This is a genomic window from Brevibacterium sp. H602 (assembly GCF_051172395.1).
Taxonomy (GTDB): domain Bacteria; phylum Actinomycetota; class Actinomycetes; order Actinomycetales; family Brevibacteriaceae; genus Brevibacterium.
Genome location: NZ_JBPIZD010000001.1, coordinates 285,083 through 311,907, shown reverse-complemented (window position 1 = coordinate 311,907; position 26,825 = coordinate 285,083). Strand labels below are relative to the sequence as shown.

23 protein-coding genes are annotated in these 26,825 nt (G+C 64.2%); 17 read left to right on the top strand and 6 right to left on the bottom strand.

Annotated features, from left to right (window positions below):
• Positions 1 to 97 precede the first annotated feature (97 nt).
• The 7 genes from ACSBQT_RS01415 to ACSBQT_RS01385 all read left to right on the top strand — a co-directional run bounded on the left by ACSBQT_RS01415 (position 98) and on the right by ACSBQT_RS01385 (position 11,700).
• Positions 98 to 1,903 carry an ABC transporter family substrate-binding protein gene (locus tag ACSBQT_RS01415; RefSeq protein ID WP_435000684.1) on the top strand — a complete coding sequence of 602 codons (1,806 nt, stop codon included), beginning with the start codon at positions 98 to 100 and terminating at the stop codon, positions 1,901 to 1,903.
• A 104-nt stretch (positions 1,904 to 2,007) separates the two neighbouring features.
• Positions 2,008 to 3,552: an ABC transporter permease gene (locus ACSBQT_RS01410; RefSeq protein WP_435000682.1), complete on the top strand. Its 1,545-nt coding sequence runs from the start codon at positions 2,008 to 2,010 to the stop codon at positions 3,550 to 3,552.
• Entirely contained in the window at positions 3,549 to 4,580 is a 1,032-nt protein-coding gene (locus tag ACSBQT_RS01405) for an ABC transporter permease (RefSeq protein ID WP_173153779.1), read from the top strand. Before ACSBQT_RS01410 ends, ACSBQT_RS01405 begins: the two co-directional genes overlap by 4 nt.
• A complete protein-coding gene (locus tag ACSBQT_RS01400) occupies positions 4,580 to 6,502 on the top strand; it encodes an ABC transporter ATP-binding protein (RefSeq protein ID WP_410710197.1) in 1,923 nt (640 codons plus the stop codon). The genes ACSBQT_RS01405 and ACSBQT_RS01400 overlap by 1 nt, the downstream gene beginning before the upstream one ends.
• Positions 6,503 to 6,608: 106 nt before the next feature.
• The gene (gene typA / locus ACSBQT_RS01395; protein ID WP_139466927.1) at positions 6,609 to 8,519 is read left to right on the top strand and encodes a translational GTPase TypA; all 1,911 of its coding nucleotides are present in this window, start codon (positions 6,609 to 6,611) and stop codon (positions 8,517 to 8,519) included.
• A gap of 52 nt (positions 8,520 to 8,571) precedes the next feature.
• Positions 8,572 to 9,891 carry a PIG-L family deacetylase gene (locus tag ACSBQT_RS01390; RefSeq protein ID WP_435000679.1) on the top strand — a complete coding sequence of 440 codons (1,320 nt, stop codon included), beginning with the start codon at positions 8,572 to 8,574 and terminating at the stop codon, positions 9,889 to 9,891.
• Positions 9,892 to 9,939: 48 nt separating this feature from the next.
• Entirely contained in the window at positions 9,940 to 11,700 is a 1,761-nt protein-coding gene (locus tag ACSBQT_RS01385; protein ID WP_435000677.1) for a VanW family protein, read from the top strand.
• A gap of 33 nt (positions 11,701 to 11,733) precedes the next feature.
• On the opposite strand, the gene ACSBQT_RS01380 is transcribed toward ACSBQT_RS01385, so the two are convergent.
• On the bottom strand, positions 11,734 to 12,819 hold the full coding sequence (locus ACSBQT_RS01380) for a GNAT family N-acetyltransferase (RefSeq protein ID WP_435000674.1): 1,086 nt from the start codon (positions 12,817 to 12,819) through the stop codon (positions 11,734 to 11,736).
• 189 nt (positions 12,820 to 13,008) lie between these two features.
• Here ACSBQT_RS01380 and fdxA point away from each other — a divergent pair, with 189 nt between their 5' ends.
• The 3 genes from fdxA (at position 13,009) to ACSBQT_RS01365 (ending at position 15,978) form a co-directional block, all read left to right on the top strand.
• Positions 13,009 to 13,335, top strand: coding sequence for a ferredoxin (gene fdxA, locus ACSBQT_RS01375; protein ID WP_435000672.1), 327 nt, complete (start codon positions 13,009 to 13,011; stop codon positions 13,333 to 13,335).
• 3 nt (positions 13,336 to 13,338) lie between these two features.
• Positions 13,339 to 14,460, top strand: coding sequence for a succinyldiaminopimelate transaminase (gene dapC / locus ACSBQT_RS01370; RefSeq protein WP_435000670.1), 1,122 nt, complete (start codon positions 13,339 to 13,341; stop codon positions 14,458 to 14,460).
• Between the two features lie 234 nt (positions 14,461 to 14,694).
• Positions 14,695 to 15,978 carry a citrate synthase gene (locus ACSBQT_RS01365; RefSeq protein WP_101544913.1) on the top strand — a complete coding sequence of 428 codons (1,284 nt, stop codon included), beginning with the start codon at positions 14,695 to 14,697 and terminating at the stop codon, positions 15,976 to 15,978.
• A gap of 739 nt (positions 15,979 to 16,717) precedes the next feature.
• Here the strand turns inward: ACSBQT_RS01365 and dapD are convergent.
• Positions 16,718 to 17,662, bottom strand: a complete 945-nt coding sequence (dapD, locus tag ACSBQT_RS01360) for a 2,3,4,5-tetrahydropyridine-2,6-dicarboxylate N-succinyltransferase (protein ID WP_435000668.1) — start codon at positions 17,660 to 17,662, stop codon at positions 16,718 to 16,720.
• A 41-nt stretch (positions 17,663 to 17,703) separates the two neighbouring features.
• Here dapD and dapE point away from each other — a divergent pair, with 41 nt between their 5' ends.
• The 6 genes from dapE (at position 17,704) to ACSBQT_RS01330 (ending at position 22,550) form a co-directional block, all read left to right on the top strand.
• Positions 17,704 to 18,870, top strand: a complete 1,167-nt coding sequence (gene dapE / locus ACSBQT_RS01355; protein WP_435000667.1) for a succinyl-diaminopimelate desuccinylase — start codon at positions 17,704 to 17,706, stop codon at positions 18,868 to 18,870.
• Between the two features lie 5 nt (positions 18,871 to 18,875).
• Positions 18,876 to 19,739, top strand: coding sequence for a TIGR00730 family Rossman fold protein (locus ACSBQT_RS01350; RefSeq protein WP_435000666.1), 864 nt, complete (start codon positions 18,876 to 18,878; stop codon positions 19,737 to 19,739).
• Complete coding sequence (gene folP / locus ACSBQT_RS01345; protein ID WP_435000665.1) at positions 19,736 to 20,635, top strand: dihydropteroate synthase; 900 nt, start codon at positions 19,736 to 19,738, stop codon at positions 20,633 to 20,635. The genes ACSBQT_RS01350 and folP overlap by 4 nt, the downstream gene beginning before the upstream one ends.
• Positions 20,636 to 20,670: 35 nt before the next feature.
• Positions 20,671 to 21,006 carry a DivIVA domain-containing protein gene (locus ACSBQT_RS01340; protein WP_435000663.1) on the top strand — a complete coding sequence of 112 codons (336 nt, stop codon included), beginning with the start codon at positions 20,671 to 20,673 and terminating at the stop codon, positions 21,004 to 21,006.
• Positions 21,003 to 22,238, top strand: coding sequence for a hypothetical protein (locus tag ACSBQT_RS01335; RefSeq protein WP_435000662.1), 1,236 nt, complete (start codon positions 21,003 to 21,005; stop codon positions 22,236 to 22,238). Before ACSBQT_RS01340 ends, ACSBQT_RS01335 begins: the two co-directional genes overlap by 4 nt.
• Positions 22,239 to 22,379: 141 nt before the next feature.
• Positions 22,380 to 22,550, top strand: a complete 171-nt coding sequence (locus ACSBQT_RS01330; protein WP_064485784.1) for a DUF3117 domain-containing protein — start codon at positions 22,380 to 22,382, stop codon at positions 22,548 to 22,550.
• A 79-nt stretch (positions 22,551 to 22,629) separates the two neighbouring features.
• Here the strand turns inward: ACSBQT_RS01330 and ACSBQT_RS01325 are convergent, their stop codons facing one another.
• Together ACSBQT_RS01325 and ACSBQT_RS01320 are read right to left on the bottom strand one after the other, a co-directional pair.
• Entirely contained in the window at positions 22,630 to 23,265 is a 636-nt protein-coding gene (locus ACSBQT_RS01325; protein ID WP_410710187.1) for an O-methyltransferase, read from the bottom strand.
• Between the two features lie 36 nt (positions 23,266 to 23,301).
• The gene (locus tag ACSBQT_RS01320; protein WP_435000660.1) at positions 23,302 to 23,634 is read right to left on the bottom strand and encodes an MGMT family protein; all 333 of its coding nucleotides are present in this window, start codon (positions 23,632 to 23,634) and stop codon (positions 23,302 to 23,304) included.
• Between the two features lie 82 nt (positions 23,635 to 23,716).
• Between ACSBQT_RS01320 and ACSBQT_RS01315 the strand changes: the two genes are divergently transcribed.
• Complete coding sequence (locus tag ACSBQT_RS01315) at positions 23,717 to 24,172, top strand: twin-arginine translocase TatA/TatE family subunit (protein WP_435000659.1); 456 nt, start codon at positions 23,717 to 23,719, stop codon at positions 24,170 to 24,172.
• Between the two features lie 105 nt (positions 24,173 to 24,277).
• Here the strand turns inward: ACSBQT_RS01315 and ACSBQT_RS01310 are convergent, their stop codons facing one another.
• Entirely contained in the window at positions 24,278 to 25,699 is a 1,422-nt protein-coding gene (locus ACSBQT_RS01310) for a polysaccharide deacetylase family protein (RefSeq protein ID WP_435000658.1), read from the bottom strand.
• Between the two features lie 4 nt (positions 25,700 to 25,703).
• Positions 25,704 to 26,825 (bottom strand): Mrp/NBP35 family ATP-binding protein, encoded by a 1,122-nt coding sequence (locus ACSBQT_RS01305; protein ID WP_410710183.1) that lies wholly within the window; start codon positions 26,823 to 26,825, stop codon positions 25,704 to 25,706.

Genomic DNA, 26,825 nt, shown 5'->3' with positions numbered 1-26,825 from the left:
TTCGGTCTCTGCCGACGTGCTTCACGTGACCGGAATGCACTCCGGTTTTGGGGTGCAAGTACGAGGGTGACTCGCCCTAGAACAACAAGGAGAGAATGTGAACAAGCGCTTCCTCGCGGCCGGCGCCTCAGTTGCCGCAGCCGCTATGGTGCTCACCGCCTGCACACCCCCTGGCGGAGGCGACGACAGTGACTCATCGAAGGACACCGCCGTCAACATCGGATGGAACGAATCCTTCCGTTCGATGAACACTCTGACCGCGAACGGCAATGCGACCTCGAACGCCATTCTCACCTACATGATGAATGACAACTTCGGCTACTACGACGGTGACCTCGAAGTCCAGGACGGCGCCCTCGGCAAGGTCGAACAGGTCTCGGAAGATCCGCTCAAGGTCAAGTACACCTTCAACGATGATGCGAAGTGGTCCGACGGAACCCCCGTCGATGCAGCGGACCTCGCCCTGACCTGGGCAGGCACCTCGGCGAACTTCAACACCGTCGAATCGAACAACAAAGACGACGGATCGGTGAAGAAGAACGACGCGAAGACCGTCTACTTCGACTCCTCCACCGCGGGTTCGGCTCTGGTGAAGAAGTTCCCGGAGATCTCCGACGACGGCAAGGAGATCACGCTCGAGTACTCGAAGCCGTACGCCGACTGGCAGACCGAATTCGGCACCGGTGCCGACGGCGTCGGCGTGCCCGCTCACATCGTGGCGAAGAAGGCCCTGGGCATCGACGATCCGGAAAAGGGCAAGCAGGCGATCCTCGATGCCATCAAGGACAAGGACACCAAGAAGCTCTCGAAGATCTCGAACACCTGGAACACCGGGTTCGATTTCACCTCGATGCCGAAGGACGAGGACCTGCTGGTCCACAACGGTCCCTACAAGATGACGAAGTTCGAAGAGGGGCAGTACGTCACCCTCGAACTCGACGATAACTACACCGGACCGGTGAAGCCGAAGGTCAAGACCGTCACGGTCCGCTACAACGGCGACCCGATGGCGATGATCCAGGCGATCGAGAACGGTGAGGTCGACATGACCCAGCCGCAGGCGACCGCCGACGTCCTCTCCGCCGCAGAGAAGATCGACGGGGTGACGGTTGACGCCGCCGATGGTGCGACTTATGAGCACGTCGACTTCACCTTCGACAACAAGGGTCCCTTCGATCCTGCTGCCAACGGCGGCGACGAGGAGAAAGCGAAGAAGGTCCGTCAGGCATTCCTCAAGGCGCTGCCACGTGAGGACATCGTCGAGAAGATCATCAAGCCCCTCAACGACGAAGCCGTCACGCGTGATTCATACTCGCAGGTTCCCGGCTCGCCGATGTACGACGCGATCACCAAGGTCAACGGCGTCGCCGACGCCGCCGATGGTGACGTCGAGGCCGCGAAGAAGCTGCTCAAGGAAGCCGGAGTGGACTCCCCGACCGTCCGCGTCATGTACGACAACACGAACTCGCGTCGCCAGCAGGAATTCCAGCTGATCAAGGAATCGGCGGAGAAGGCCGGCTTCAAGATCAAGGACGTCGGAGATGTCAATTGGGGCACCCGCCTCGGCGACGGCACCTACGATGTCTCGCTGTTCGGCTGGCAGTCCGAGGGCACCGGAGTGACGGAGAACGATGCGAACTTCCGCACCGGCGCTCAGAACAACTACGGCGGCTACTCGAACAAGAAGATGGACAAGATCCTCGACAAGCTGCTTGTGTCCAAGGAAGACGAGCAGCAGGACCTGCTCATCGACATGGAGAAGCAGCTGAGCGAGGACGCCTTCGGTGCGCCGATCTTCCAGTTCCCCGAACTGACGATCTACCGTGACAGCGTCAAGAACGTGAAGTCGACGTCTGTATCGCCGACGATGTTCTGGAACTACTGGGAGTGGGAAGTCAACTGATCCGCGTTTGACGCGATCGGTTCTTCTCCACCCAAGCCTTCTGTGGGGATCACTGTGTGATCCCCACAGCGGCGTTTTCGGAAGATTGAAACGGAACTCTCATCATGATCAGATTCATCCTCCGACGATTGCTGTCGACGGCGCTCGTGCTCCTCATCGTCACCTTCGTCCTCTACCTGCTCCTCAATGTCGCGCTCGACTTCTTCTGGGACCTGCGCGCGAGCACCTCACCGAACATCGAGGCTCTCTACGAGTCGCGTCGACGTCTCCTCGACCTCGACACTCCCGCCGTCGTCCGCTACTTCAAGTGGCTGGCAGGCGTCGGCGGCTGCGCCATCGGCCAATGTGACTTCGGCATCGCCTGGAAGTCCGGCCAAGAAGTCACCGACCAGCTGCAGGGCGCAATCGTCAATACGATCAAGCTCATCACCGCCTCGACGATCGTGGCCATCATCCTCGGCATCGCCGTCGGCATGATCTCGGCAATCCGCCAGTACTCGGGCTTCGACTACTTCATCACCTTCGTCTCGTTCCTCCTCTACTCGCTGCCCGTCTTCTGGGTGGCGGTGCTGCTCAAGCAGTACGGAGCGATCGACATCAACAACTTCATCAACGACCCGACCTTGGAATCCTGGTGGCCGATCATCATCGGCTGTGTGGCCATGGGGCTGTTCTGGATGGGTGCGCTCGGCGGCAGCGCGAAGCGTCGCGCGATCACCTTCGTCGCCGCAGCGGTCATCACCTTCGGCACGATCTACTACATCCTCGCCAGCGGCTGGATGCAGCACCCGACGATCGGCCTCCTCGGCGTGGTCGTCATCGGCGCCGGTGCGGCCATCGTCATGACGTACCTGTCGACGGGTCTGAAGAACCGCCGCGTACTCTATGCCACGCTCACCACAGTGGTCGTCGGCGCGCTGCTCTACTGGCCGCTGATGAACCTGTTCTACTACGTCGACATGAACTGGCTGTGGATGTTCGGGCTCTTCATCGTTGCGATCGCCGTCGCCGTCGGCATCGGTCTGGCTTTCCGCGGCCCGGATCCGTGGGATACCGCGCGCACGACGAGCTTCACCGCCATCATCGTGGCAGTGCTCATCTTCGCCGACCGTGTGCTGCAGGGCTGGCAGGAGTATTCGGACGACCCGGCCATCAACAATCGTCCGATTGCGACGATCGGTGCATCGGCGCCGAATATCGACGGCGACTTCTGGATCACGAACCTCGACTCGTTCACTCACCTGCTGCTGCCGTCGATCGCTCTCGTCCTCATCTCCTTCGCCTCGTACACCCGCTATACCCGCGGTTCGATGCTCGAGGTCCTGGGCCAGGACTACATCCGCACGGCACGAGCCAAGGGCCTCAACGAACGTACGGTGATCATGCGGCACGCTATGCGCAATGCGCTGCTGCCATTGGCCTCGGTCGTTCCCGTCGACATCATCACGATGATCGGCGGCGCCGTCATCACGGAGACGATCTTCGGCTGGAACGGCATGGGCAAGCTCTTCATCGACTCGCTGAGACAGGCAGAGCTCGACCCGGTCATGGCCTACATCCTGATCACAGGCCTGCTCGCCATCATCGCCAACCTGGTCGCGGACTTCCTCTACGCCGTCCTCGACCCGAGAATCCGAGTGAACGCATGAGTACCAACAACGACAAACAGAACGCTCTCGCCCTCGACGAAGTCGGGGACAACGCGATCGAGTCGAAGGAAACCGAGGGTCTCTCCCAGGGCAAGATCGTCCTGCGCAAATTCCTCCGTCACAAAGGCGCGATGATCTCGATCGTCGTCCTTGTGCTCGTGGCCATCTTCGCCTTCAGCGCACAGGGATTTGCGGGAATTCCCGGTTGGTGGAAGTTCAGCCATACGGCGTCCGGGCCCGTGGTCAACCCCGGCGGAGCCCCGACCTGGTCGTTCGCGAACTTCTTCTCACTCGGCGATCACCCCTTCGGTCAGGACGAGATCGGTCGTGACAACTTCGCCCGAGTGATGAAGGGGACGCAGATCTCTCTCGTCGTCATGTTCATCATCGGCATCGTCTGCCTGATCATCGGCACGGTCATCGGTGCTGTTGCGGGCTACTACCGCGGTTGGGTCGACTCGGTGCTCATGCGCATCACCGACGGCTTCGTCATCCTGCCGGTCATCGTGGTCGGATCGATCCTCGGCGTGCTCGTCGGCGGAGCAAACGGCCCGCTGCTCGGTGTGGCGTTGGGCTGCATCCTCTGGGTGGGGCTTGCACGTCTCGTCCGCGGTGACTTCATGTCGCTGCGCGAACGCGAGTTCGTCGATTCGGCCCGCGTGGCCGGCGCCAGCGATTTCCGGATCATGTTCAAGCACATGCTGCCCAATGCCATGGGCGTCATCATCGTCAACACGACGCTGATCATGAGTCAGGCGATCGTGCTCGAAGCCTCGCTGAGCTACCTCGGCTTCGGCATCAAACCGCCCGGCATCTCGTTGGGTCAGCTCATCAGCGAATACCAGACCTCCTTCGCCACTCGTCCGTGGCTGTTCTGGTGGCCCGGCCTGTTTATCATCGTCATCGCTCTGTGCGTGAACTTCATCGGCGACGGTCTGCGCGACGCGTTCGATCCGCGGATGAAGACCATTCCGAGCTGGAGGAAGATGAAGAAAGCCGAGCGCATGGCACAGAAGGAGGCGAAGTGATGGCCGAGAAGAAAGCAGACAACCAGCCGAAGAAGGGCTCTCCGATCCTCGAGGTCAATGACCTCGGAGTCCAGTTCTGGGTCAGCGACGAATGGTGGATGGCCGCCGAACACCTCGACTACACGGTCAATGCCGGCGAGGTGCTGGCGATCGTCGGCGAGTCCGGTTCGGGCAAGTCGCAGTCGAGCATGTCTCTGCTCGGGCTCCTGCCGAGCAACGGCCGTGCGACCGGCTCAGCGAAGCTCAACGGACGTGAACTCATCGGCATGCCGCCGGAGAAGATGCAGGCCGTGCGCGGCAACGACATCTCTGTGATCTTCCAGGAGCCGATGACGGCGCTCAACCCGGTCTACACTGCCGGGTACCAGATCGTGGAGACGCTGCGCGTCCACCTCGACATCGGTCCCAGCGAGGCGAAGCAACGGGCTCTCGAGCTCATGCGGCTCGTGGAGATCCCTGATCCGGAGGATCGGTTCCATTCGTTCCCGCACCAGCTCTCCGGTGGTCAGCGTCAGCGCATCATGATCGCGCAGGCACTGGCCTGTCAGCCGAAGCTGCTCATCGCCGATGAGCCGACCACCGCGCTCGACGTCACGGTGCAGGCCGAGATCCTCAAGCTCATGCGCGAACTGAAGTCGAAGCTCGACGCGGGCATCATCCTCATCACGCACGATATGGGCGTGGTGGCGGATATGGCCGACCGCATCATCGTGATGCGCGCCGGCAAGGTGGTCGAATCGGGTACTGCGGAGGAGATCTTCTACAACCCGCAGCATCCGTATACGAAGCAGCTCCTCGAAGCTGTGCCCCACCTCGGCGCGGGAACCGACAGCGAAGTATTCGGCGGCAGCATCGACGATGTCGAGGCCTCGCTGTCCGATATCACCTCCGATCAGTCTGCGCACGCCGATGACCCGGTCGGCCAGCCGGACACCGGGGCAGGCGGCGACGGTCTCTCCGAGGCCGGGGCCGCCGATATGGCCGTGGCCGAGGCACGCGCTCAGGTGACTGAGCAGGACCGCTTCGAGATCGAGATGGACTCCACGGAGACGTACTACCATCCCGGTTCGCAGGCGGACTTCTCGAAGCCCTCTGCCCTGCAGCTGCGTGACGCCGCGATCGAGTACCCCGCAATCGGACGGAAGAAGGCCTTCCGCGCCGCTCACCACATCAATCTCATGATCGCCCCCGGCGAAGTCGTGGGCCTGGTGGGGGAGTCGGGGTCGGGTAAGACCACGATCGGACGCGCCGCTCTCGGGCTGCTGCCCACGGTCGAAGGCGACATGGTCGTCAACGGCACGAGCATCAAGGGCCTGAGCAATAAGCAGATGAGGCCCCTGCGCAAGGAAGTCGGGATCGTGTTCCAGGATCCCGGTTCCTCGCTCAATCCGCGACTGCCGGTCGGGGAGTCGATCGGTGAGCCGCTCTACCTCCACGAGGGGATGAAAGGGCCGGAGCTGAGCAAGCGAGTCGAGGAGCTGCTGACCGCGGTCGAACTGCCGACCTCGATGCGCAACCGCTATCCGCATGAGCTCTCCGGCGGTCAGCGTCAGCGCATCGGCATCGCCCGCGCCCTGACCCTGCGACCGAAGCTGCTCATCGCCGATGAGCCGACCTCGGCGCTCGACGTGTCCGTGCAGGCGAAGGTCCTCGACCTGTTCGAAGGCCTGCAGAAGGAATACGGCTTCGCGTGTCTGTTCATCAGCCACGACCTGGCCGTGGTCGAACGCATCGCCGAGCGCATCGCGGTGATGCGCCACGGCTACCTCGTCGAGATCGGCAAGTCCTCGCAGGTCGTGTCGAACCCCGTCCACCCGTACACACAGCGTCTGCTGTCTGCGGTTCCGGTTCCGGATCCGAAGGAGCAGCGCAAGCGTCGGGAGGCCAGGGACGCGGTCCTCGAGGCCACGATGAACGCCTGAGTCCGCCCAAGCTGACGGCCACCTGCACGCGAGAGCGTGCGGGTGGCCGTATAATTGTCTGTTGGGTCCGGGCTGGACCGATCTCTCTATCTCAAAAAGGTTCTTGATGACTGAAGCCATCACACGACGGGAAAACCGCCGAAACGTAGCAATCGTCGCACACGTCGACCACGGCAAGACCACGCTGGTCGATGCCATGCTCCGGCAGACCGGTGTGTTCAGCGAACACGGCGACTTCGCCGAACGCGTCATGGATTCAGGCGACCTCGAACGCGAGAAGGGCATCACCATTCTCGCGAAGAACACCTCCGTCCTCTACAACGGTCCCTCGGCCGGCGAGGACCCCATCGTCATCAACGTCATCGACACCCCCGGCCACGCCGATTTCGGCGGTGAGGTCGAGCGCGGACTGTCCATGGTCGACGGCGTCGTCCTCCTCGTCGACGCATCGGAAGGTCCGCTGCCGCAGACCCGCTTCGTCCTGCGCAAGACGCTGGCCGCGAAGCTGCCCGTCATCCTCGTGATCAACAAGACCGACCGTGCCGATGCCCGCATCGACGGAGTCGTCGAGGAAGCTCAGGACCTGCTCCTGGGTCTGGCCTCCGACCTCGCCGACGAAGTCCCCGACCTCGACGTCGACTCCGTCCTCGATGTGCCCGTCGTCTTCGCCGCCGCGAAGGCAGGTGCCGCCTCCCTCGAACAGCCCGCCGATGGAGCGGTCCCGGACAACCCCGACCTCGAACCGCTGTTCAAGACCATTCTCGAGACGATCCCGGCACCGGAGATCAACTCCGACGGCATCCTCCAGGCACATGTGACCAACCTCGACGCCTCGCCGTTCCTCGGCCGTCTGGCGCTGCTGCGCATCTTCGGCGGCACGCTGAAGAAGGGCCAGCAGGTCGCCTGGGCCCGCGGTGACGAGATCAGCTCGGTGAAGATCACCGAACTGCTCGAGACCCAGGGTCTCGACCGGGTGCCCGCCACGGAGGCCTCGGCCGGCGACATCGTCGCCGTCGCCGGCATCCCCGACATCATGATCGGTGACACGCTCACCGACATCAACAATCCGAAGCCGATGCCGGCGATCGTCATCGACGATCCGGCGATCTCGATGACCGTGGGCATCAACACCTCCCCGCTGGCCGGCCGGGAGAAGAACACGAAGGTCACTGCCCGCATGGTCAAGGACCGCCTCGACCAGGAGCTCGTCGGCAACGTCTCGCTCAAGGTCGTCCCGACCGAACGCCCCGACGCCTGGGAAGTCCAGGGTCGCGGTGAGCTGGCTCTGGCCATCCTCGTCGAGCAGATGCGCCGTGAAGGATTCGAACTCACGGTCGGCAAACCTCAGGTCGTGACCAAACAGGTCGACGGCAAGGTCCACGAGCCCTTCGAAGAGCTAACGGTCGACGTGCCGGAGGACTACCTCGGCGCCGTGACCCAGCTGCTGGCTGCCCGCAAGGGCGTCATGTCGACCATGACAAACCACGGCACCGGCTGGGTGCGGATGGAGTTCAAGGTCCCCGCCCGCGGCCTCATCGGCTTCCGCACTCGGTTCCTCACCGAGACCCGCGGCACCGGAATCGCGAACACGATCTCGGCCGGATACGGACCGTGGGCCGGCAACATCGAGTTCCGCATCAACGGATCTCTCGTGGCCGACCGCGCCGGAACAGTGACCCCGTACGCGATGATCAACCTGCAGGACCGGGGAACCTTCTTCGTCGAACCGACCTCCGAGGTCTACGAAGGCCAGATCGTGGGCGAGAACTCGCGTGCCGACGATATGGACGTCAACATCACGAAGGAGAAGAAGCTGACGAACATGCGTTCAGCTTCTGCCGACAGCTTCGAGAACCTCACTCCGCCGCGCAAGCTGACCCTCGAGGAGAGCCTCGAGTTCGCTCGTGAGGACGAGTGCGTCGAGGTCACCCCGGGTGCCATCCGCATCCGCAAGGTCGAACTCGATCAGAAGGAACGCGCAAAGCTCTACGCGAAGATGCGCCGCCAGAACGCCTGAGCCGGAATCCTTGATCCGGCAGCACCGAATGACCTCGAGCACCCAGGAACCAATGACTGTTACGCCACGCGTCCTCCTCGTGCACGCTCATCCCGACGATGAGACGATCACGACGGGCGGCACGATCACCGAATTGGTCTCCGAGGGTGCCGAGGTCATGGTGCTCACAGCCACCCGCGGTGAGGGCGGCGAGGTCATCCCCGCAGAGCTGAAGCAGCTCGAGGGCGACCGGGCCGGTCTCGCCCGGGTCCGGGAGCAGGAGATCGCCGAGGCGATGCGTGCTCTCGGTGTGCGCATGCACACATTCCTCGGCGGGACCACGCGAACCTTCGAGGATTCGGGAATGGAATGGGGACCGGACGGTCACGCTCGACCCGCGTCATCGATGAGCGACAACGCTCTGTGCGCAGCCGACATCACGACCGTGGCCAGACACATCGCCGCCGTCATCGACGCCTTCGAACCGCACGCGATCATCACCTACGCCGCCAACGGGGGCTACGGCCACCCCGACCACGTGCGGGTGCACGAGGCCACGACCGCGGCAATCGACTTCGCCGAATGGCGGACCGGTCGACTGCTCTACGTCGACACCCCCACCGAGGTGGCCCGCCATTCGTTCGACCCGCACCAGGCAGGCTTCGCAGACACCGGATTCGCCCCCGCCGAGACGATCCCGGCCAAACCGCCGGTCGGTCAGATCGTCATCGACCAGGACGTCAGCGCGGTGCTGCCGGCGAAACGGGCAGCACTGGAAGCCCACCGCACCCAAGTGAGTGTCGCCGGCGGCTTCTTCGCCCTGTCCAACGGCGTCGGTCAGAAGATCGGTGACCGCGAATACTTCTCGATAGGGGCAGGCACTCCGATCCCATCCGAGATCCTCAACAGCGGACCGGCACCGCACGTGCTCACCGGCCTCGACATCGCAGCGCTCGAAGCTCAGGAGAACACGGCGGCTCAGCCCCTGCGACGGCGACGCGAACCGCGGAAGCCCGGAATCTTCGCTTACCTCCACTCCGCCGTACTCGGACTGCTCATCGCGTTCCTCGGCACCATGCAGCATCTCAACGTGACGGTGGTCAACCTCGGCGAGACCCCGATCATCCTGCCATGGGGGCTCGTGCTGGCCCTGGCTCTGGCCGCGGCGGGGCTGTGGCACCTGAAGACGATGTATCGCAGCAGCGCCCCGATGCTGGTCGCCGCCGTGATCATCGCCGTACTGTCCTTCGTCTTCGGGCAGCCGAAGTGGCTGCCCGGCGCCGATATGATCGTCACCGGACTGCTTCGTTCAGTTGTGTGGCTGCTCGGACCGATGGTCCTGGCCGCGGTCTTCTCCTTCATCAACGTGCGCGGGCACGATCGCACTCGCTAGACTCGTGCGAACCGCACCGAATCAGTCGTTATCGACACCCTCGGGAGAATGATGCCGACCAATACCTTGTCCGATGGAACCTCGAACGCAGGCGGGCCCGACCCGTCCGGCAGCGCTGCCCGGAAGAAGTCGGTCTGGCCCTTCATCCTCGTGGCCGTCGTTGTGCTGGCCGCCATCTATGTGGTAATCGGCTTCTTCAGCGGTCGGATGCTCGCACCGGGGACGACCGTGGCCGGAATCGACATCGGCGGCAAGTCCGCAACGGATGCCGAGAACACTCTGCGCAACGACCTGCGCGATGACGCGGAGAACGACATCGTCTTGGAGGCCGGAGAGCCGACGGCGAAGCTCGACCCGGAGAAGGCCGGGATCACCTTCGACGCGGAAGCGACAGTTGAGCGCATCACCGGCTTCAGCCTCGACCCCACCGTCATCTGGGACCGCCTGTTCGGCGAGGACGAAGTCGATCCCGTCATCGAGGTCGACGAGGAGAAGTTCGATAAGGAAACCGCGAAGGTCACGGAATCCCTGGCCGTCGATCCCAAGGACGCCGAACTCGAGTTCGACAAGACCACACCGAAGGTCAAGGACGGCAAGAAGGGCCAGACCGTCGACACCGCCGCCGTGCGCACCGCCGTCGACGATCATTGGCTGCGCACCGAGGATGCTCTTCCGGTCAGCCCGACGAACGTCGATCCCGATATCACCACGTCCGAAGCCGAAGACATGGCCGACGGATTCGCGAAAGACGCCGTGAGCAAGGACCTCACGATCACGGCGAAGGCTGCGAAGGATGCGGACTCGGAGGTCAAAGGCGGTGACCTCACAGTGTCCCCGAAGACCGTCGCTAAGACTCTGACGTTCAAAGCCGAGGACTCGAAGCTCAAGCCTGTCTTCGATCAGGAGGCTCTGCAGAAGGCCGTGCTGGCCGCCAACAAGGACATCGGACGACCGGCCGAAGACGCGAGCTTCGAGATCAAGGACGGCAAGCCCGAGGTCGTGCCCTCCCGCAATGGCATCGGAATCAAGGCCAAGGAACTGACCGGGGCGGTCACCGACGCCATCAACGGCAAGGAGGACAAGCCCACAGTCACACTGGCGTCGGTCAAACCCGAGTTCACGACGAAGGATGCGAAGAAGGCCGATGTCTCCGACACCGTGTCACACTTCTCCACCGGCTACAGCTCGGAACCCAACCGCGATACGAACCTGCGGGTGGCTTCGAAGAAGGTCTCCGGCACGGTTCTCAAGCCCGGTGAGCAGTTCTCCCTCAATGAGGCTCTGGGCCAGCGCACCGCCGCAAACGGCTACAAGCCTGCCGGCGTGATCTCCGAAGGGCAGATGAAGGAAGACTACGGCGGCGGCGTCTCACAGGTGTCGACGACTCTGTTCAACGCGGCCTTCTTCGCCGGCTTCGAACTCGACGAACACCAGGCGCATTCGCGCTATATCTCCCGCTATCCGGAGGGCCGCGAGTCGACCCTCGACTGGTCGTCGATCGATATGAAGTTCACGAACAACTCGAAGACTCCGGTCGTCCTCGACATGTACCTCAAAGACGGAGAGGTCCACGCGAAGGTCTTCGGCGTCAAGAAGTACGATGTGTCGGCCGACGCCTCGGACCGGTTCAACCACACCTCACCGGGGTCGGTCACCGAAAGCGGAGCTTCGTGTTCCCCGCAGTCGCCGAAGGGCGGCTGGTCGATCCGGATCACCCGGACCATGAAGGACATCGCTTCGGGCAAGACCACGAAGGACGGCTTCACCACGGTCTACCGGCCGGTGAACAAGGTCGAGTGCAAGGGCTGAGCCCTCCTCACTGGATTCCGTCCGGCTCACCGTTCAGCGTGCTTCGGCGTACCAGGACCGGTGACGCACTGTCGCACCGAGGGAAGTGAAGAGGCCCAGCGACGCCTCATTGCTCGACTCCACGTCGACGAGGTAGGACCTGACCCCGCGCTGAGCGAGGAGTGCCGCCGCGGCAGCGACCACCGAACGCCCGGCACCGCGTCTGCGCAGATCGGGACGAGTGATGAGGTTGGTGATGACACCCCATTTGCTGCGCTCGACCACCCTGCAGGCCGCCACCATAGTCCGGGATCCATCGGGATGCTCGGCATAGGCGGTGACGAACTCACACGGCTGATCGGCTTCGATGAGCGTCTTGAACGCCTCGGCCGAATCCGGTTCCTCACCGGGGTTTCGCTGTGACGTCCATGCGGCGAAATGCTCGGAGGTCGGCGCATCGGAGACGTCGATGATCAGACCGGCCGCGGCCGCCTCGGCGGGGGAGGACGCACCGCCTGCTGCCTCCGCGGTGGCGCCCGTGAGCAGAAGTGTGGCCTCGGAAGGGGTGTAGCCGCGAGCCGAGAGCAGGGGAGCGAGCCCCTCACATTCGGGTGCCAGCGTCGAGGAATCGTCAGCGGAATAGATCTGGACGCGGCTCGGCTTGCCTCGGGTGCGGTACCACTCCTCGACGGCGTCGAGCCCCTGTTCCCACCCGAGTCCGGTGGCGGTCACGGGCAGGCAGGAATTGGCGCGACGGGTAGCGGATTCCGAATGCCGCAGCAGCCAGCCCTTCTGCAGCAGGCTGACCTCGGCAGCCGCCTCGGTGCCTTCGTTGCGCAGATTCTCCACGTGCAGCCAGGACACGTCGTGGGGAAGCCAGGCGGCGGCCGAGATGCGCCGCAGATCCACGGCGGAGACGATCTCATGCGTGCGCCCGGCCTTCGTCGGAGCCGGGGGCACCTCGTGGACGAGGAGGACCTGGTCGCGAGCGATGCGCAGGGGACCGCGCTTCGTATCGATCTCGAGCCCCGCCTCGTCGACGGCTGTGACGACGCCGAGGGCATCCGACGTCGAATGCGTGTCTCCGGGTGCGAGCGAATACCGCACGACCACTCGTCTGCCGGGCTGCAGATCGTCCACTTCTGGCCTTCCTCCGCGAAATTGATGCCCTCCCACCCTATGACACGCACGTCCGGGTCGGGCGCAGGCGTGGGCGGGAATTCAGATGCAGTGCGAATCACTTGAGACCGGTGGTCACGGGAATCCGGCGAAGGCGTATTGTGGGATGTATATGCGCACCATCCGTGAGTCTTCCGAGGAGTCAGCCCAGTGACGTACATCATTGCCCAGCCCTGTGTCGACCTCAAGGACAAGGCCTGCATCGACGAATGCCCCGTCGACTGCATCTACGAGGGCGAACGCAGCCTGTACATCCACCCCGACGAATGCGTCGACTGCGGTGCGTGCGAACCGGTGTGCCCCGTCGAGGCCATCTTCTATGAGGACGATGTGCCCGATGAGTGGGAAGAGTACTACAAGGCCAACGTCGAATTCTTCGACGACCTCGGTTCGCCCGGCGGTGCCGCGAAGCTCGGCAACACCGGCAAGGACCATCCGCTCATCTCCGCTCTTCCGCCGCAGAACCACGACGACTGACCGATGACGAACGCCTTCGGACTCAATCTCCCGGACTACCCCTGGGACCGGCTCACGGAATACCGCAACCGGGCCGCCGAGCATCCCGACGGAGTGTGCGACCTCTCCATCGGCACGCCGGTCGACCCCACCCCCGAGGTGATCCGGCGTGCGCTGTCGGATGCAGGAGATGCGCACGGCTACCCGACGACTGCCGGAACCGCACAGCTTCGTGAAGCCATCGCCTGGTGGTACGAGAACTGGCACTCGGTTCAGCTCGACCCCGCCACTGAGATCCTGCCGACTGTGGGCTCGAAGGAGCTCGTAGCCTGGCTGCCGACCCTGTTGGGACTGCGCGAGCGAGGCCTGGCCGTCGCCTGTCCGTCCGCCGCCTACCCGACCTACGAGATGGGTGCGACGATCGCTGGCGTCGAATGCCGCCGCCTCGACGCCGCGCAGATCGTCGACGGGGAGTCGTTGGACGGTGTCGGTCTGCTGTGGATCAACACACCGAGCAACCCGACCGGCGAGGTCCTCGAGGTCGACACCCTCGCCGAGGTGGTTCGCCGTGCTCGTGCCGCCGGAGTCGTCGTCGCATCGGACGAATGCTACGGACTGCTCAATTGGGCATCCGATGAGCCGGCGCCGAGCGTACTTGCAGCCGCGGGGGAGTCGAATGCCGGTGTGCTGAGTGTGTACTCGATGTCGAAGCAGTCGAACCTCGCCGGCTACCGCGCGGCGTTCGTCGCCGGTGATGCCGAGCTCATCTCCGATCTCACCCGCTCACGCAAGCATGCGGGAATGATCGTGCCGTTCCCGATTCAGGAAGCCATGGTCGCCGGACTCCGCGACACCGAGCACGTGCTGGCGCAGAAGGAGACCTACCGGTCACGGCGCGAGCAGCTGCGAACTGGTCTCGAAGAGTACGGATTCCGCATCGACCATTCGACCGCCGGTCTCTACCTGTGGTCGACCGCGGACAAGAACTGCTGGAAGTCCCTGGCCGACCTGGCCGAACTCGGCATCGTGGCGGGTCCCGGAGAGTTCTACGGAGCGGCGGCTGCCGACCATGTGCGGATTGCGCTGACCGCCACCGACGAACGCATTTGCGCCGCGGCCGAGCGTCTTCGGGCCGCCGCGAGATGATTGCGGGGGTGGGACACCGTGCGAGGAAGTTGCCGGTTTCCGAGCGTCCGCTAAGTTCCTGCTCAGACTTCATGCAGGGCGAAAAACTGTTATCTGCCCTGTTCAGACGTATTACCAGCCAGTATATGAAGCGTGCAGCGATTTTTTGATTCCCGCAGTTGTCGGTAGTCTTTGAAAGAACTGTGCAAAACACCTCAGGAAGTTCTTGGGGTCGGTCAACGGTGAGGAGATCGAATGACTTCGGAGGCGAACCTCAGGATCGCTGATACGGAGCTGACACTGCCCGAGGTGTCAGCAACAGCGGGCAACAACGGATACCGTATCGGTTCTCTGCTCAAAGAGACCGGCGCGGTCACATACGATCCCGGGTTTGCCAACACTGCAACCACCTCGTCGTCCATCACCTACATCGATGGTGACAACGGTGAGCTGCAGTACCGCGGTTACCCGATCGAACAGCTTGCCGAACAGTCGAACTTCGTCGAAGTCTGCTACCTCCTCATCTACGGTGAGCTGCCGACTCAGGAACAGTACGATGCCTTCGACGCTCGCCTGCGCGGACACACCATCGTCCACGAGGACCTGCGGCGCTTCTTCCGTGCGTTCCCGTACGACGCTCATCCGATGCCTATGGTTGCAGCTGCCGTCGCGGCTTTGTCGACGTTCTACCAAGATGACCTCGATGTCTTTGACGAAGATCAGATCGACACCTCGTCGTTCCGTCTGCTTGCGAAGATGCCGACCATCGCGGCACTGGCGCATCGGAAGAACATGGGCCTGCCGGTCATCCACCCGGACAACTCGCTGAGCCTCGTGGAGAACTTCCTGCGAGTGAACTTCGGTGTTCCCGCTGAGGAATACGAACCGGATCCGCTGGCGGTCAAGGCCATGGATCAGCTGTTCATCCTCCACGCCGATCACGAGCAGAACTGCTCGACCTCGACGGTTCGCCTCGTCGGCTCGTCGCAGGCCAACGTGTTCCAGTCGATCTCGGCCGGCGTCAACGCTCTGGCCGGACCGCTGCACGGCGGCGCGAACTCCGCGGTGCTCGAGATGCTCGAGCAGATCGCGGCCTCCGATGACGGACCGAAGAAGTTCATGGAGCGCGTGAAGAACAAGGAAGACGGCGTCCGTCTCATGGGCTTCGGTCACCGCGTGTACAAGAACTACGATCCGCGCGCGAAGATCATCAAGAAGACGGCTGACGAGGTTCTCGCCCGGTCCGGCGGCGACCCGCTGCTCGAACTGGCTCAGCAGCTCGAAGAGATCGCGCTGGCCGACGACTACTTCGTCGAGCGCAAGCTCTACCCGAACGTCGACTTCTACACGGGCCTCATCTACAAGGCTCTCGGCTTCCCGACGAATATGTTCACCGTGCTCTTCTCGGTCGGTCGGCTGCCCGGCTGGATCGCCCAGTGGCGCGAGATGATCAAGGACCCCGAGACGAAGATCGGCCGTCCACGCCAGATCTACACGGGCGAATACAACCGGAACTACAAGGACATCAGCGAACGCTGAGTCCCGGCAATCGGCATTCCGCTTCACCGCGCACCGCCGAGGTCCGTCTGGGCACCCTCGCACTGCTGGGTGCCGCACAGGCCGGATGAGCGCTGACAGCACGATGAACGTGCTGCGGCTGACGCAACGGCGTCGGAGCAGAATCCTCTGCCCGACGCCGTTGCGCATTCACAGGCTGGTCCCGCGCCGCTGCTCTTTCGCCATCCCGCACCGGCAGTGTCACTATGCGCCGCAGGAGGCTTGTCCTACAGGTATTGACGCATTTATCACCCTTCGTTCCACAACCCCCTGCAGGAGCACGGTGGTATGCCAGGTCGGGTGGCGGATGTCAGGCGTCCTGGCGAAGAACCGTCGAAGGCACGCTGATTCGGCAGCTGCCAGCAACCCTCACCGCCGGTGGCTGTTCAGACAGCTGCTTGAGCATCCATCACCCTTCGTGCCACAACCCCCTGCAGGAACGGGGCGTTATGGCACTCGCGAGGGGTTTTGTCGCCAGCCGGGTGACTTGCCGCGACGCATGTGGGATGCCCGGCGTCGGCGAGGAGGTGAATGCGCTGAGGGCGCGCCCACGTGTAGTGAACGCGCCCTCGGCTGCTCAGCGCAGGCGATTCGGCTTCAGCCTCACCGTCAGCTCAGCTAAAACGCAGCAGTGCCGCAATGCTACAGTGCTGCGGCGCGTTGTCGCGGCGAACGGCAGGTGGGGCAATCAGACCCGTTTCGCCGGTCGCCGGCGGCTGACTCAGTGCAGGTCGGGGTTGAGCTCGATGCCCTTGGAGTCGCGGGCGATCGCCTCGACGGTGCCGGTGACCGAATTGCGGCGGAAGAGGATGTTGTTCTTCCCGCTGAGCTCGGCGGCCTTGACCACGGTGTCGTCTTCGCCGGGGACCGTCACGCGAGTGCCGGCAGTGATGTAGAGACCGGCTTCGACGATGCAGTCATCGCCGATGGAGATGCCGACACCGGCATTCGCACCCAGCAGGCTGCCCGAGCCGATGGAGATGCGGTGCGTGCCGCCGCCGGAGAGCGTGCCCATGATCGAGGCGCCGCCGCCGATGTCGGAACCGTCCCCGACGACGACGCCCTGGGAGATGCGCCCTTCGACCATGGCAGAACCGAGCGTCCCGGCGTTGAAGTTCACGAAGCCTTCGTGCATGACGGTGGTGCCGGGAGCCAGATGAGCGCCGAGGCGGACGCGGTCGGCGTCGGCGATGCGCACACCGGAGGGGATGACGAAGTCCGTCATCCGCGGGAACTTGTCGAGCCCGTACACGGCAACAGGACCGCGGGCGAGGAGCTTGGCGCGAGTGGCCTCGAAGTCCTCGGGGGAGCAGGCGCCGAACGAGGTCCACACGACATTGGCGATATGGCCGAAGACTCCGTCGAGGTTGACGTTGTTGGGGGTCACGACGCGGTGGGACAGTGCGTGCAGACGCAGGTAGGCGTCGGCCGCCGAAGCGGGACCGGCGTCGAGATCGATCGTGGTGGTGACGACCTCGGAGCGGGTGCCGCGGGCCTCATCGGTGCCCACTAGGGCGTCGAGACCGTCGTCGGCGGCGCGAGCGGTGGCGGCCGCCTCGGCGGTGTCATGGGTATCACCGGTGCTCAAGGCGGGGTACCAGACGGAGAGGACGGTGTCGGAATGGATCGTGGCGAGTCCACGTGCGGAAACGATGCGTTCTGTCATGCCTCAAGCCTAGACGGTGGCGCCGTACTAGGCTAAGAGACATGACTGTCGATCCATCTGCTGAGACTGATGCCATATTCGCGCCCGCCGGCGACCTCGGCGAGTACCTGTTCGCCGCACTGGGCGACCCGGCCGAACTCACCGGCCGACTGTGCGCCATCGAATCCGTGTCCGGGAACGAAACGGTCCTGGCCGATGCCGTCGTCGCTGTCCTGGAGAGGATCAGCGCGGGTCCGGGGCCGGACCTGGAGATCCTCCGCGACGGAGACACCGTCATCGCTCGCACCGACCTGGAGCTGGCCGAACGCATCGTCGTCGCCGGCCACCTCGACACCGTTCCCGTCGAAGACAACCTTCCGCCAGTGCGCACCCACATGTCCGGAGACGACTACCCCGAGGATGAGGTCATCTGGGGACGGGGCGCCTGCGATATGAAGGCCGGGGTGGCGATGCAGCTGTCCACGGCGGCCGCGCTGACCACACCGAACCGCGATGTCACCTGGGTCTTCTACGACCATGAAGAGGTCGATGCCTCGCTCAACGGACTCGGCCGCGTCTCCCGCAACCACCCCGATTGGCTGGCCGGCGACTTCGCGATCCTCGGCGAACCCTCGAACGCCTCCGTCGAGGGCGGGTGCAACGGAACTATCCGCGTCGACGTCACCACCACCGGAGTCCGCGCCCACTCGGCCCGTGCTTTCATGGGCGTCAACGCCATCCACGCCGCCGCCGAGATCCTCACCCGGCTCGCCGAATTCGAGACCGGCACCGTCACCGTCGACGGACTCGACTACCGCGAATCCCTCTCCGCCGTGAACATCCGCGGGGGAGTCGCCGGCAACGTCGTGCCCGACGAGTGCGTGGTGTCCGTGAACTATCGCTTCGCTCCGAGCAAGTCAGCCGCCGAGGCGGAGTCCTTCCTGCGCGAGCTGTTCACCGGATTCGACGTCGTCGTCACCGATGCCGCCGAGGGGGCCCGCCCCGGACTCGACAGGGCGATCGCCCAGGACTTCATCGACACCCTCGGTCTGTCCCCGGCCCCGAAGCTCGGCTGGACGGATGTGTCCCGATTCAGCGCACTCGGCGTTCCGGCAGTGAATTTCGGTCCCGGCAACCCGCTGTACGCCCATAAGTCGGACGAGCATGTGAGGGTCACCGAGGTGGAACAGGCCACCGCAACTCTGCGCAGCTACCTTCAGGGCCGGTGAATGAGATGACCAGAGCGACAGACGACGTCGATGGTGAGCTTTCGAGTGCTCCCGGGCGCCTTCCTGCCGACGATCCGGCAGGCGACCGGGGAGACGACACAACACGTGACCCGGGCTTCTACAGCAAGGGCCCGCTCCGCCTGAGCGGTGACCAGGTGCCGGAGACGACGACGGACCAGCGCCTCCTCGAATCGAAGTCGGGCAGCGACTGGGTGCATGAGGACCCGTGGCGTGTCATGCGCATCCAAGCCGAATTCGTCGAGGGATTCGGCTCTCTCGCCGAGATCGGACCGGCTGTGTCGATCTTCGGCTCAGCCCGGCTGAAAGCCGGCACCCAGGCCTATGCGGACACCCGCGAGATCGCTCGCCGCATCGCGAAGAACGGCAACGCGATCATCACCGGCGGGGGACCCGGAATCATGGAGGCCGGCAACCTCGGTGCCTGTGAGGGCGGGGGAGTGTCCATCGGGCTGGGCATCGAGCTGCCGTTCGAGACCGGACTCAACAAGCACGTCGAACTCGGCGTGAACTTCCGCTACTTCTTCGTCCGCAAGACCATGTTCCTCAAATACTCGCGCGGATTCGTCGTCATGCCCGGAGGCCTGGGCACTCTGGACGAGCTGTTCGAGGCCTTCACCATGGTCCAGACCGGCAAGATCACCTCATTCCCTATCGTGCTGTTCGGGACCGAGTACTGGCGCGGACTCGTCGACTGGATGCAGAACACCCTGCTGGCCGCGGGGACGATCAGCGAAGCAGACCTGAACATGTTCACCCTCACCGATGACATCGACGAAGTCGTCGCCGCGATCGGACTGGGACACGACCTGGACTCGGCCGTGGCGAATCCTGCGAACGGTCGACCATGAGGGGCGACACCTCATCGGTGCCGGAGGGCGAACGGTTCGATCTGGCCCGGGCTCGGCCCGGAACCCCGGCGATCATGGCCGTGATCAACCGCACCACAGATTCGTTCTACGAATCCGCCGCCACCCTCGACGAGGCGATCACGGCGGTGGAGGCGGCCGCCTCGGCGGGTGCTCAGATCGTCGATATCGGGGGAGTGCGCGCCGGCCGCGGACGAGAGATCTCCGTGGCCGAGGAGATCGACCGCGTGTGCCCGACCATCGAAGCAGTCGCAAGGTCCTACCCGCACGTGCTCATCAGCGTCGACACCTGGCGCCATGAAGTGGCCGAGGCTGCCTGCAGGGCCGGTGCGGGACTGCTCAACGACACCTGGGCCGGGATCGACCCGAAACTCGCCGAGGTGGCCGCCCGACATGATGTCGGCATCGTCTGCTCCCACACAGGGGGGTTGGATCCGCGCACCGACGCCCACCGCAACCGCTATGGCCTGAAGGCCGGTGACGTCGTCGATTCCACCTTGGCAGGCGTCATCGACCTCGCCGAGGCGGCGCTTGCAGCAGGGGTGCGCGAAGACCGGATCATCATCGATCCCACTCCCGACTTCGGGAAGAACACGTACCACTCGCTTCGTCTGCTGCGTGAACTCGACCGATTCGCCGCCACCGGCTATCCGGTGCTGCTGGCGATCTCACGCAAGGATTTCGTGGGTGAGGCCATCGGTGAGGTCGCCCCGTCGGACCGGCTGTACGGAACGATCGCCGCGACCGCGCTGGCCGTCGAGAAGGGAGCGGCGATGATCCGCACCCACGATGTCAGGGCCACTGCCGACGCCATCGACGTGACCGTGGCGATCACCGGCGAAGCGGCGCCGAGACACACCGTGCGCGGACTGCGCTGAGCCCTCCGTGCAGGCGCCTATGCGAAAATGGGGGCATGCCTCTGTGGATTGTCATCGGTGTCGCAGCTGCGGTCTTCGTCCTCGTATTCGTCGTCGCAGCGACCTTCAACGTCTTCTCCTCCGAAACCGTCGACGAGGCCGAAGAGAGCTGGACCGGGCTGCCGGCGGAGTTCACCGTCAAGGACCTGGAATCGGTGCGGTTCCGGCCCGCCCTGCGCGGCTACCGGATGGAAGACGTCGACGCGGCCATGGCGATGCTGCGGGCACGCCTGAGCGAACTCGAAACCGCAGCCGCCCCCGCCGAGGCGGCATCGACCACCAGACCGACAACCTCACCTGACGGACCGGAAACGGCTGCCGGACCACGATGAGCCGCCCCGCAGACCTCCCCGGAATCACCCTCGCCCCCGAAGTCTTCGACTCCTCCCGTTTCAGCCGCCTCGGCGCACTGTTCATGGCTCTGCCCGTGTGGCTGCAGGCCGTGGCAGTGTACTTCGCCTCCCGCGTCGTGAGCATGTCGATCTTCGCCGCAGTCCTCAAACGGCAGGACCCGGCGAACTGGTCGTCGTCGCCTGTGACGACGACGCTCAATGACTTCCTCAATTTCTGGGACGGCGGCTGGTACGGGCGCGTCGCCGATGAGGGCTATCCCCGCATCCTGCCCGTCGACGAATCCGGAGCGGTCGCGGAGAACCAGTGGGCGTTTTATCCGCTGCACCCCTCGATCGTGTCCACTCTGGCCGACCTCACGGGGCTGAGCTACGAAGTCATCTCGCCGATCGTGTCCACGATCGCGGCCGGTCTGGCCTCGATCGTCATCCTCCACCTCTTCCGGAAGTACGTCGATGCCGGTCAGGCGCTGATGGGCCTAGCGCTCGTGATGTTCTTCCCACCGGCCGCGATCTTCTCCACCGGCTATGCCGAATCACTGACCCTCCTGCTGCAGGCGTCGGCGCTGTTCCTCGTCGTCGAACGCCGCTATCTCACGGCGATCCCGGTCGTCGTCTTCATGGATCTGTCGCGGCCGATCGGCGTGGCGTTCTCGTTCTTCATGCTCTTCCACCTCATCGACCGCTTCATCCGCCGCCGCAGCGATCCGTATCCGACCGGCGAGGTGATCCGGTCCTGGGCCCTGGGTGTGCTCTCCTGCGCAGCGGCCCTCATCCACCCGGTCCATGCCTGGTGGGCAACCGGATCGCTGACGGCCTATACCGACACCGAGGCGGCCTGGCACACCGGCGAGACCACGTTCGTCGTCCAGTGGGTGGCTCGGTCGATCAGCCTCATCGGTCCGCTCGGTCCGGTGCTGCTCGTCATCGTCGTCGCCGGAATGCTCGCGTTGGTCTTCTCCCCGGCGGGAGCGCATATGGGACGGACACTGCAGCTGTTCTGCCTCGGGTACGGCCTGTATCTGCTCATCTTCTTCAATCCGCAGACCTCCACCCTGCGTCTGCTGCTGCCGTTGTTCCCGCTGGCCCTGACGTTGTCGCTGGTGCGCTCACGAGGCTATCGGGCTGCGATGCTGGTGGCCTATATCCTGCTTCAGATCGTATGGGTCGCCTACCTGTGGCACTTCACTCCGCCGGCCGATCTGCCGCCGTGATCGCCTGCTGATCTGCCGCCGTGACCGTCCGTTGGGCGGGAGAGTTACCGGGAACGCGCGGATCATGGAATAATCGTAGGTACATCATTCGGTCCACCTGGTGTGAACCGTCTTTGAATGACAACGGAAGGAAGAGCCCATATGGCAGCCCAGAAACCCCGCACCGGCGACGGACCTCTGGAAGTGACCGAAGAAGGCCGAAGCATGGTGATGCGGCTTCCAGTCGAAGGCGGAGGCCGTCTGGTGATCGAACTCAGCAGAGATGAAGCCACCGGACTCCACGACACTCTCGCCCAGACGCTGGGGCTCTGAGCCGACGGCCGCAGAACACGGCCGGACGGAGACGCACGAACAGCAGAGACTTACCTGTAAGTCTCTGCTGTTGTTGCATTCACCGGGTCTTCTGCAGCAGCAGCAGCCCTTCTCCGATGGGCAGCAGAACCCGTTCGAGGTGCTCCTGTTCGGCGATGCGGTTGAGCATGCTCCGTGCCGCCTGAGTCCGGGGACTGCGATCGACGGGATCGGCGACGGCACCCTTGAGCAGAGTCTTGTGGATGACCAGGAGGCCCTGGGCGTCGAGCAGTCGGAGAGAGGGCTGGATCATCCGCTCGAGGTTGCCCGGCTCCACATCGATGAAGACCATGTCATAGGCCGAAGGCGCGAGGCGTTTGAGCACCTCTTCGGCTCGACCGCTCATCAGCCGCAATCGCCCCGGCCGGATGCCGGCCATGTCGACGAGGTCACGCGCTGCGCTCTGGGTCGTCGAATTCGTGTCGATCGACGTCAGTATCCCGGCGGTCGGCATCCCGCGCAGAAGCGAGAGCGTCGACGTTCCCACACCGGTGCCGACCTCGACTGCCGCGACCGGGGTGAGCAGTCGGGCCAACAGCGTCAGCGTCCTCGCCGTGGTTTGGGACACCGGTGCGATCCCGAACTCATGAGAGTGGGTGCGAGCGGCGTCGAGCAGCGGATCGGGACCGTTGTACTGTTCCGAGAAGGTGAGATCACCTGCATTTTCGCGTGCCAACCGGCCCCTCCCTTCTGGTGCTGAGTTCTCCCAAGTCTAACCGCATTCGGGGTCGATTCCGTGGCTGCGCCACAGCCCATCGAGTTCATCGACATCGAGGAATGCCGCGCGTTCGACCCGCTGATGAGAATGCGGTGTGCCCTCCTCTTCCCAGTGGATGCGGGCGCGGGCGAAGATCTCGGGCGGCAGGATCCCCGCCGCGTTGACGACTCGCCACCAAGTGACGTTCGATCCGAATTCCCGCATCACCCGTCCGACATAGCGGGGTGAGCACTCGGCAACGGCGCCGACTGTCCCGTAGGAGACGACGCGTGCGGCGGGTACGAGTTCGATGACGCGCAGCACCCGTTCGACGGCTATCTCGTCCACTGCGCCTCCCGGCAGGATCGGGATGTCGAACCTGAGCTGACCATGAGTCGATGCTACCGCCGTCCACGGTAGACTTGAGACCATGTTCGGTATCAACGGCACCGAAATGGTGATTCTGGTCGTTGTGGCGTTGGTCGTCATCGGACCCAAACGCCTGCCCGAATACGCTCAGAAGCTGCGGGACTTCGTGCGGCAGATGCGTCGCATGGCCGAAGGCGCGAAGGACAGCGTCCGACGCGATTTCGGCGACGACTTCAAGGATGTGGACTGGCAGAAGCTCGATCCGCGCCAGTACGATCCCCGCCGCATCGTACGCGAGGCACTCGTCGAAGAGGATGCGGCCATCCGCGAGTCCAAACGTCAGGAACGGGCCACTCAGGAGTCGTCATCCGCTGAGTCCTCCGGCGCTGCCTTGTCCACTCAGACCGACACCGAGGCGGCCCCGACCCGGGTGAAGTCACCCATCGAACGATTCCAAGCTCAGGTCGGCCTGCGCGACCGTTCCGCCGCGGCGCCGTTCGACTCCGAAGCCACCTGAGCCCCCCCGAAGTCATCTGAGTCACCCTCGAAGTCACCTGAGGTTGAGGTCGACGGCATCTGTAAGGCCCTGTTGCATTCCCTCTTCCGTGCGGGCGTCAGTGGCTCAGTTCTTCATCACCGCGGGATGTTCGGGATTCGAGCACAGCTCATCGCGGTAGCCGCGGCAGAAATACGACCCGCCGTTCTTCCACTCGATACCGGAGAAGAGCTCGCGTACGGTCACCGCGTAGAGGCCTTTGTCCGCCACGGCCGAGAACACCTCCGGAGCCGCCTTCGCGGTCGACGGATGGATGGAATGCATGAGCACGATCGATCCGGGGCGAGTCAGTGACTGCACGCGTCGGGCTGTCTTCTTCGCATCTCTGTGCTGCCAATCTCCGGTATCGACGTCCCAGATGATCGCAGGACCGCCCAGAGCGTGTGCTGCGCGTTTGTCGAGGGCACCATAGGGCGGACGGACGAGGGGAGCGTCCTTCACTCCGACCGAGCGCAGCGACCTGTCGGTCCGGTCGAGCTCTCTGCGGAGCGTCGCGGATGAGGTCTTGTCCATCTGCACGTGCGAGAACGTGTGATCGTCGACTTCATGGCCGGCGGAGACGATGCGCTCGGCCGTTTCGGGAAAGGCGTCTGTGTTCTTCCCGAGGAAGAAGTATGTCAGTCGGATGTTCGCCTCATCGGCTGCGTCGAGGATCGTCTGTTCGGTCTTCGCCTCTCCGGGACCGTCATCATAGGTCAGCGCCACACAGGGCAGCAGCGCGCAGGAGAAGTCGGGGGAGTGCAGATCGAACGGCTGCGGCAGTTCGAGATTGCTGTGCAGCTCCTTCTGGACACGGTCTCCGATGGAGGACAGGTCGGTGTCAGAGACCGCAGCATCATTGATCGTCAGCGTGCCGGTGTCATCGGCTCCGACGGCTGCCGGGTCGACGGGTGCGGCGAAGAGCCGGCGGGCATTGACTGTGCTGTCATCGGCGAGGTCGGTCAGCAGCAGCTTCGTCTGCGGATGCGGCGACTGAACATCGACTGCGGTGACGACGAAATTCCCGCCGCTTGCCAGCACCCGGGTGCTGATGTCGATGGCATGCGGGTCGACTCGAGGCGCGGGAGCGTCATCGATGCTGGTCTGTGCTGGCGTGAAAGCCGTCGCCGGCCATCTGTGGACTGGTGCCGTCTGCACGGGGTCGAAGGCAGCGCGATCGGCGAGGCCTCCGAAATCGTCGATCAGGGAGAGCACGTGCTCTTCGATCGCCGCGTTCAGTGAGGCGGCCGTGGGCAGAGCGAAGGTGTGGACGTCGAGACGAGGTGTGCGTTCGTCCGAGACGACGGCGTAGCTGCGCAGCGCTGCGGCGAGAGCGTCCCGGTTCTCGGCGGCGATCGCTCGCTGCGCCGGCTCCACCGACCGTCCGGGCGCGGGGTCATCGCGAAGCGCAGTGACGACAGCCCCGGCCAAGAGGACGAGAGCGGTCAGAGCGCTGAGGCCGGCGAAGACAGAGTAGACGAGGGTATCGCGAGGGGAGAGAGGAGACACCGACTCAGACCGGGCTCAGTCCCAAGGATCTGCCGGACAGGCCGCGACTGCGTCGCCGCAGCGACTCCGCAAGGGTGTCGAAAGCCCTCGCCGCAGGCGAATCGGGATTGGCGAGCACGACCGGGGTACCCGCGTCCGAACCTTCCCGCAGACGAGTGTCCAAGGGGATCTGGGCGAGCAGCGGAACCTCACTATCGAGGGTGGCGGCGAGGTTCTCGGCCACGCTGGCGCCTCCGCCGGAGCCGAACACCTCCATCCGGGTGCCGTCGGGCATCTCCATCCAGGACATGTTCTCGATGACTCCCGCCAAGGTCTGCTTCGTCTGTGTGGCGATGGATCCCGCGCGTTCGGCTACCTGGGCGGCCGCCGACTGCGGTGTGGTGACGACGAGGAGTTCGGATCCGGGCAGCAGCTGCGCCACGGAGATCGCGATATCGCCCGTGCCGGGAGGCAGATCGAGCAGGAGCACGTCGAGGTCGCCCCAGAACACATCGGTGAGGAACTGCTGCAGAGCGCGATGGAGCATGGGACCGCGCCAGACGACGGCCTGGCTCGGCGGGACGAACATGCCGATGCTCATCACCTTCACGTCGTGGGCGACCTGGGGCAGGATCATCTCATCGACTCGGGTCGGCTTGCCGGAGAGACCGAGCATGCCGGGGATGGAGAAGCCGTAGATATCGGCATCGACGATGCCGACGCGCAGGCCCTTGTCCGCCAGGGACACGGCAAGGTTCGCGGTCACCGACGATTTTCCGACTCCGCCTTTTCCGGACGCGACGGCATAGACCTTCGTCAGCGACTCCGGGCGGTTGAAGGGGATATCGCGGGTGCCGGAGCCCTGCAGCTTCTCCTTCATCTCCTTGCGCTGTTCGGGGGTCATCGTGCCCAGCACGACAGCCACCTCGGCGACCCCGTCGACACCGGCCACCGCAGCCTTGGTGTCTTTGGTGATCGTGTCCTTCAGCGGGCACCCGGCGATCGTGAGGAGAACTGTGACGGTGACCTTGCCGCCTTCGATCACGATCGATTCGACCATATCGAGTTCGATGATGTTGCGGCGGATCTCAGGGTCGATGACCCCGGTCAGCGCCTCTCTCACGGCGTCCTCAGAGGGACCAGTCAT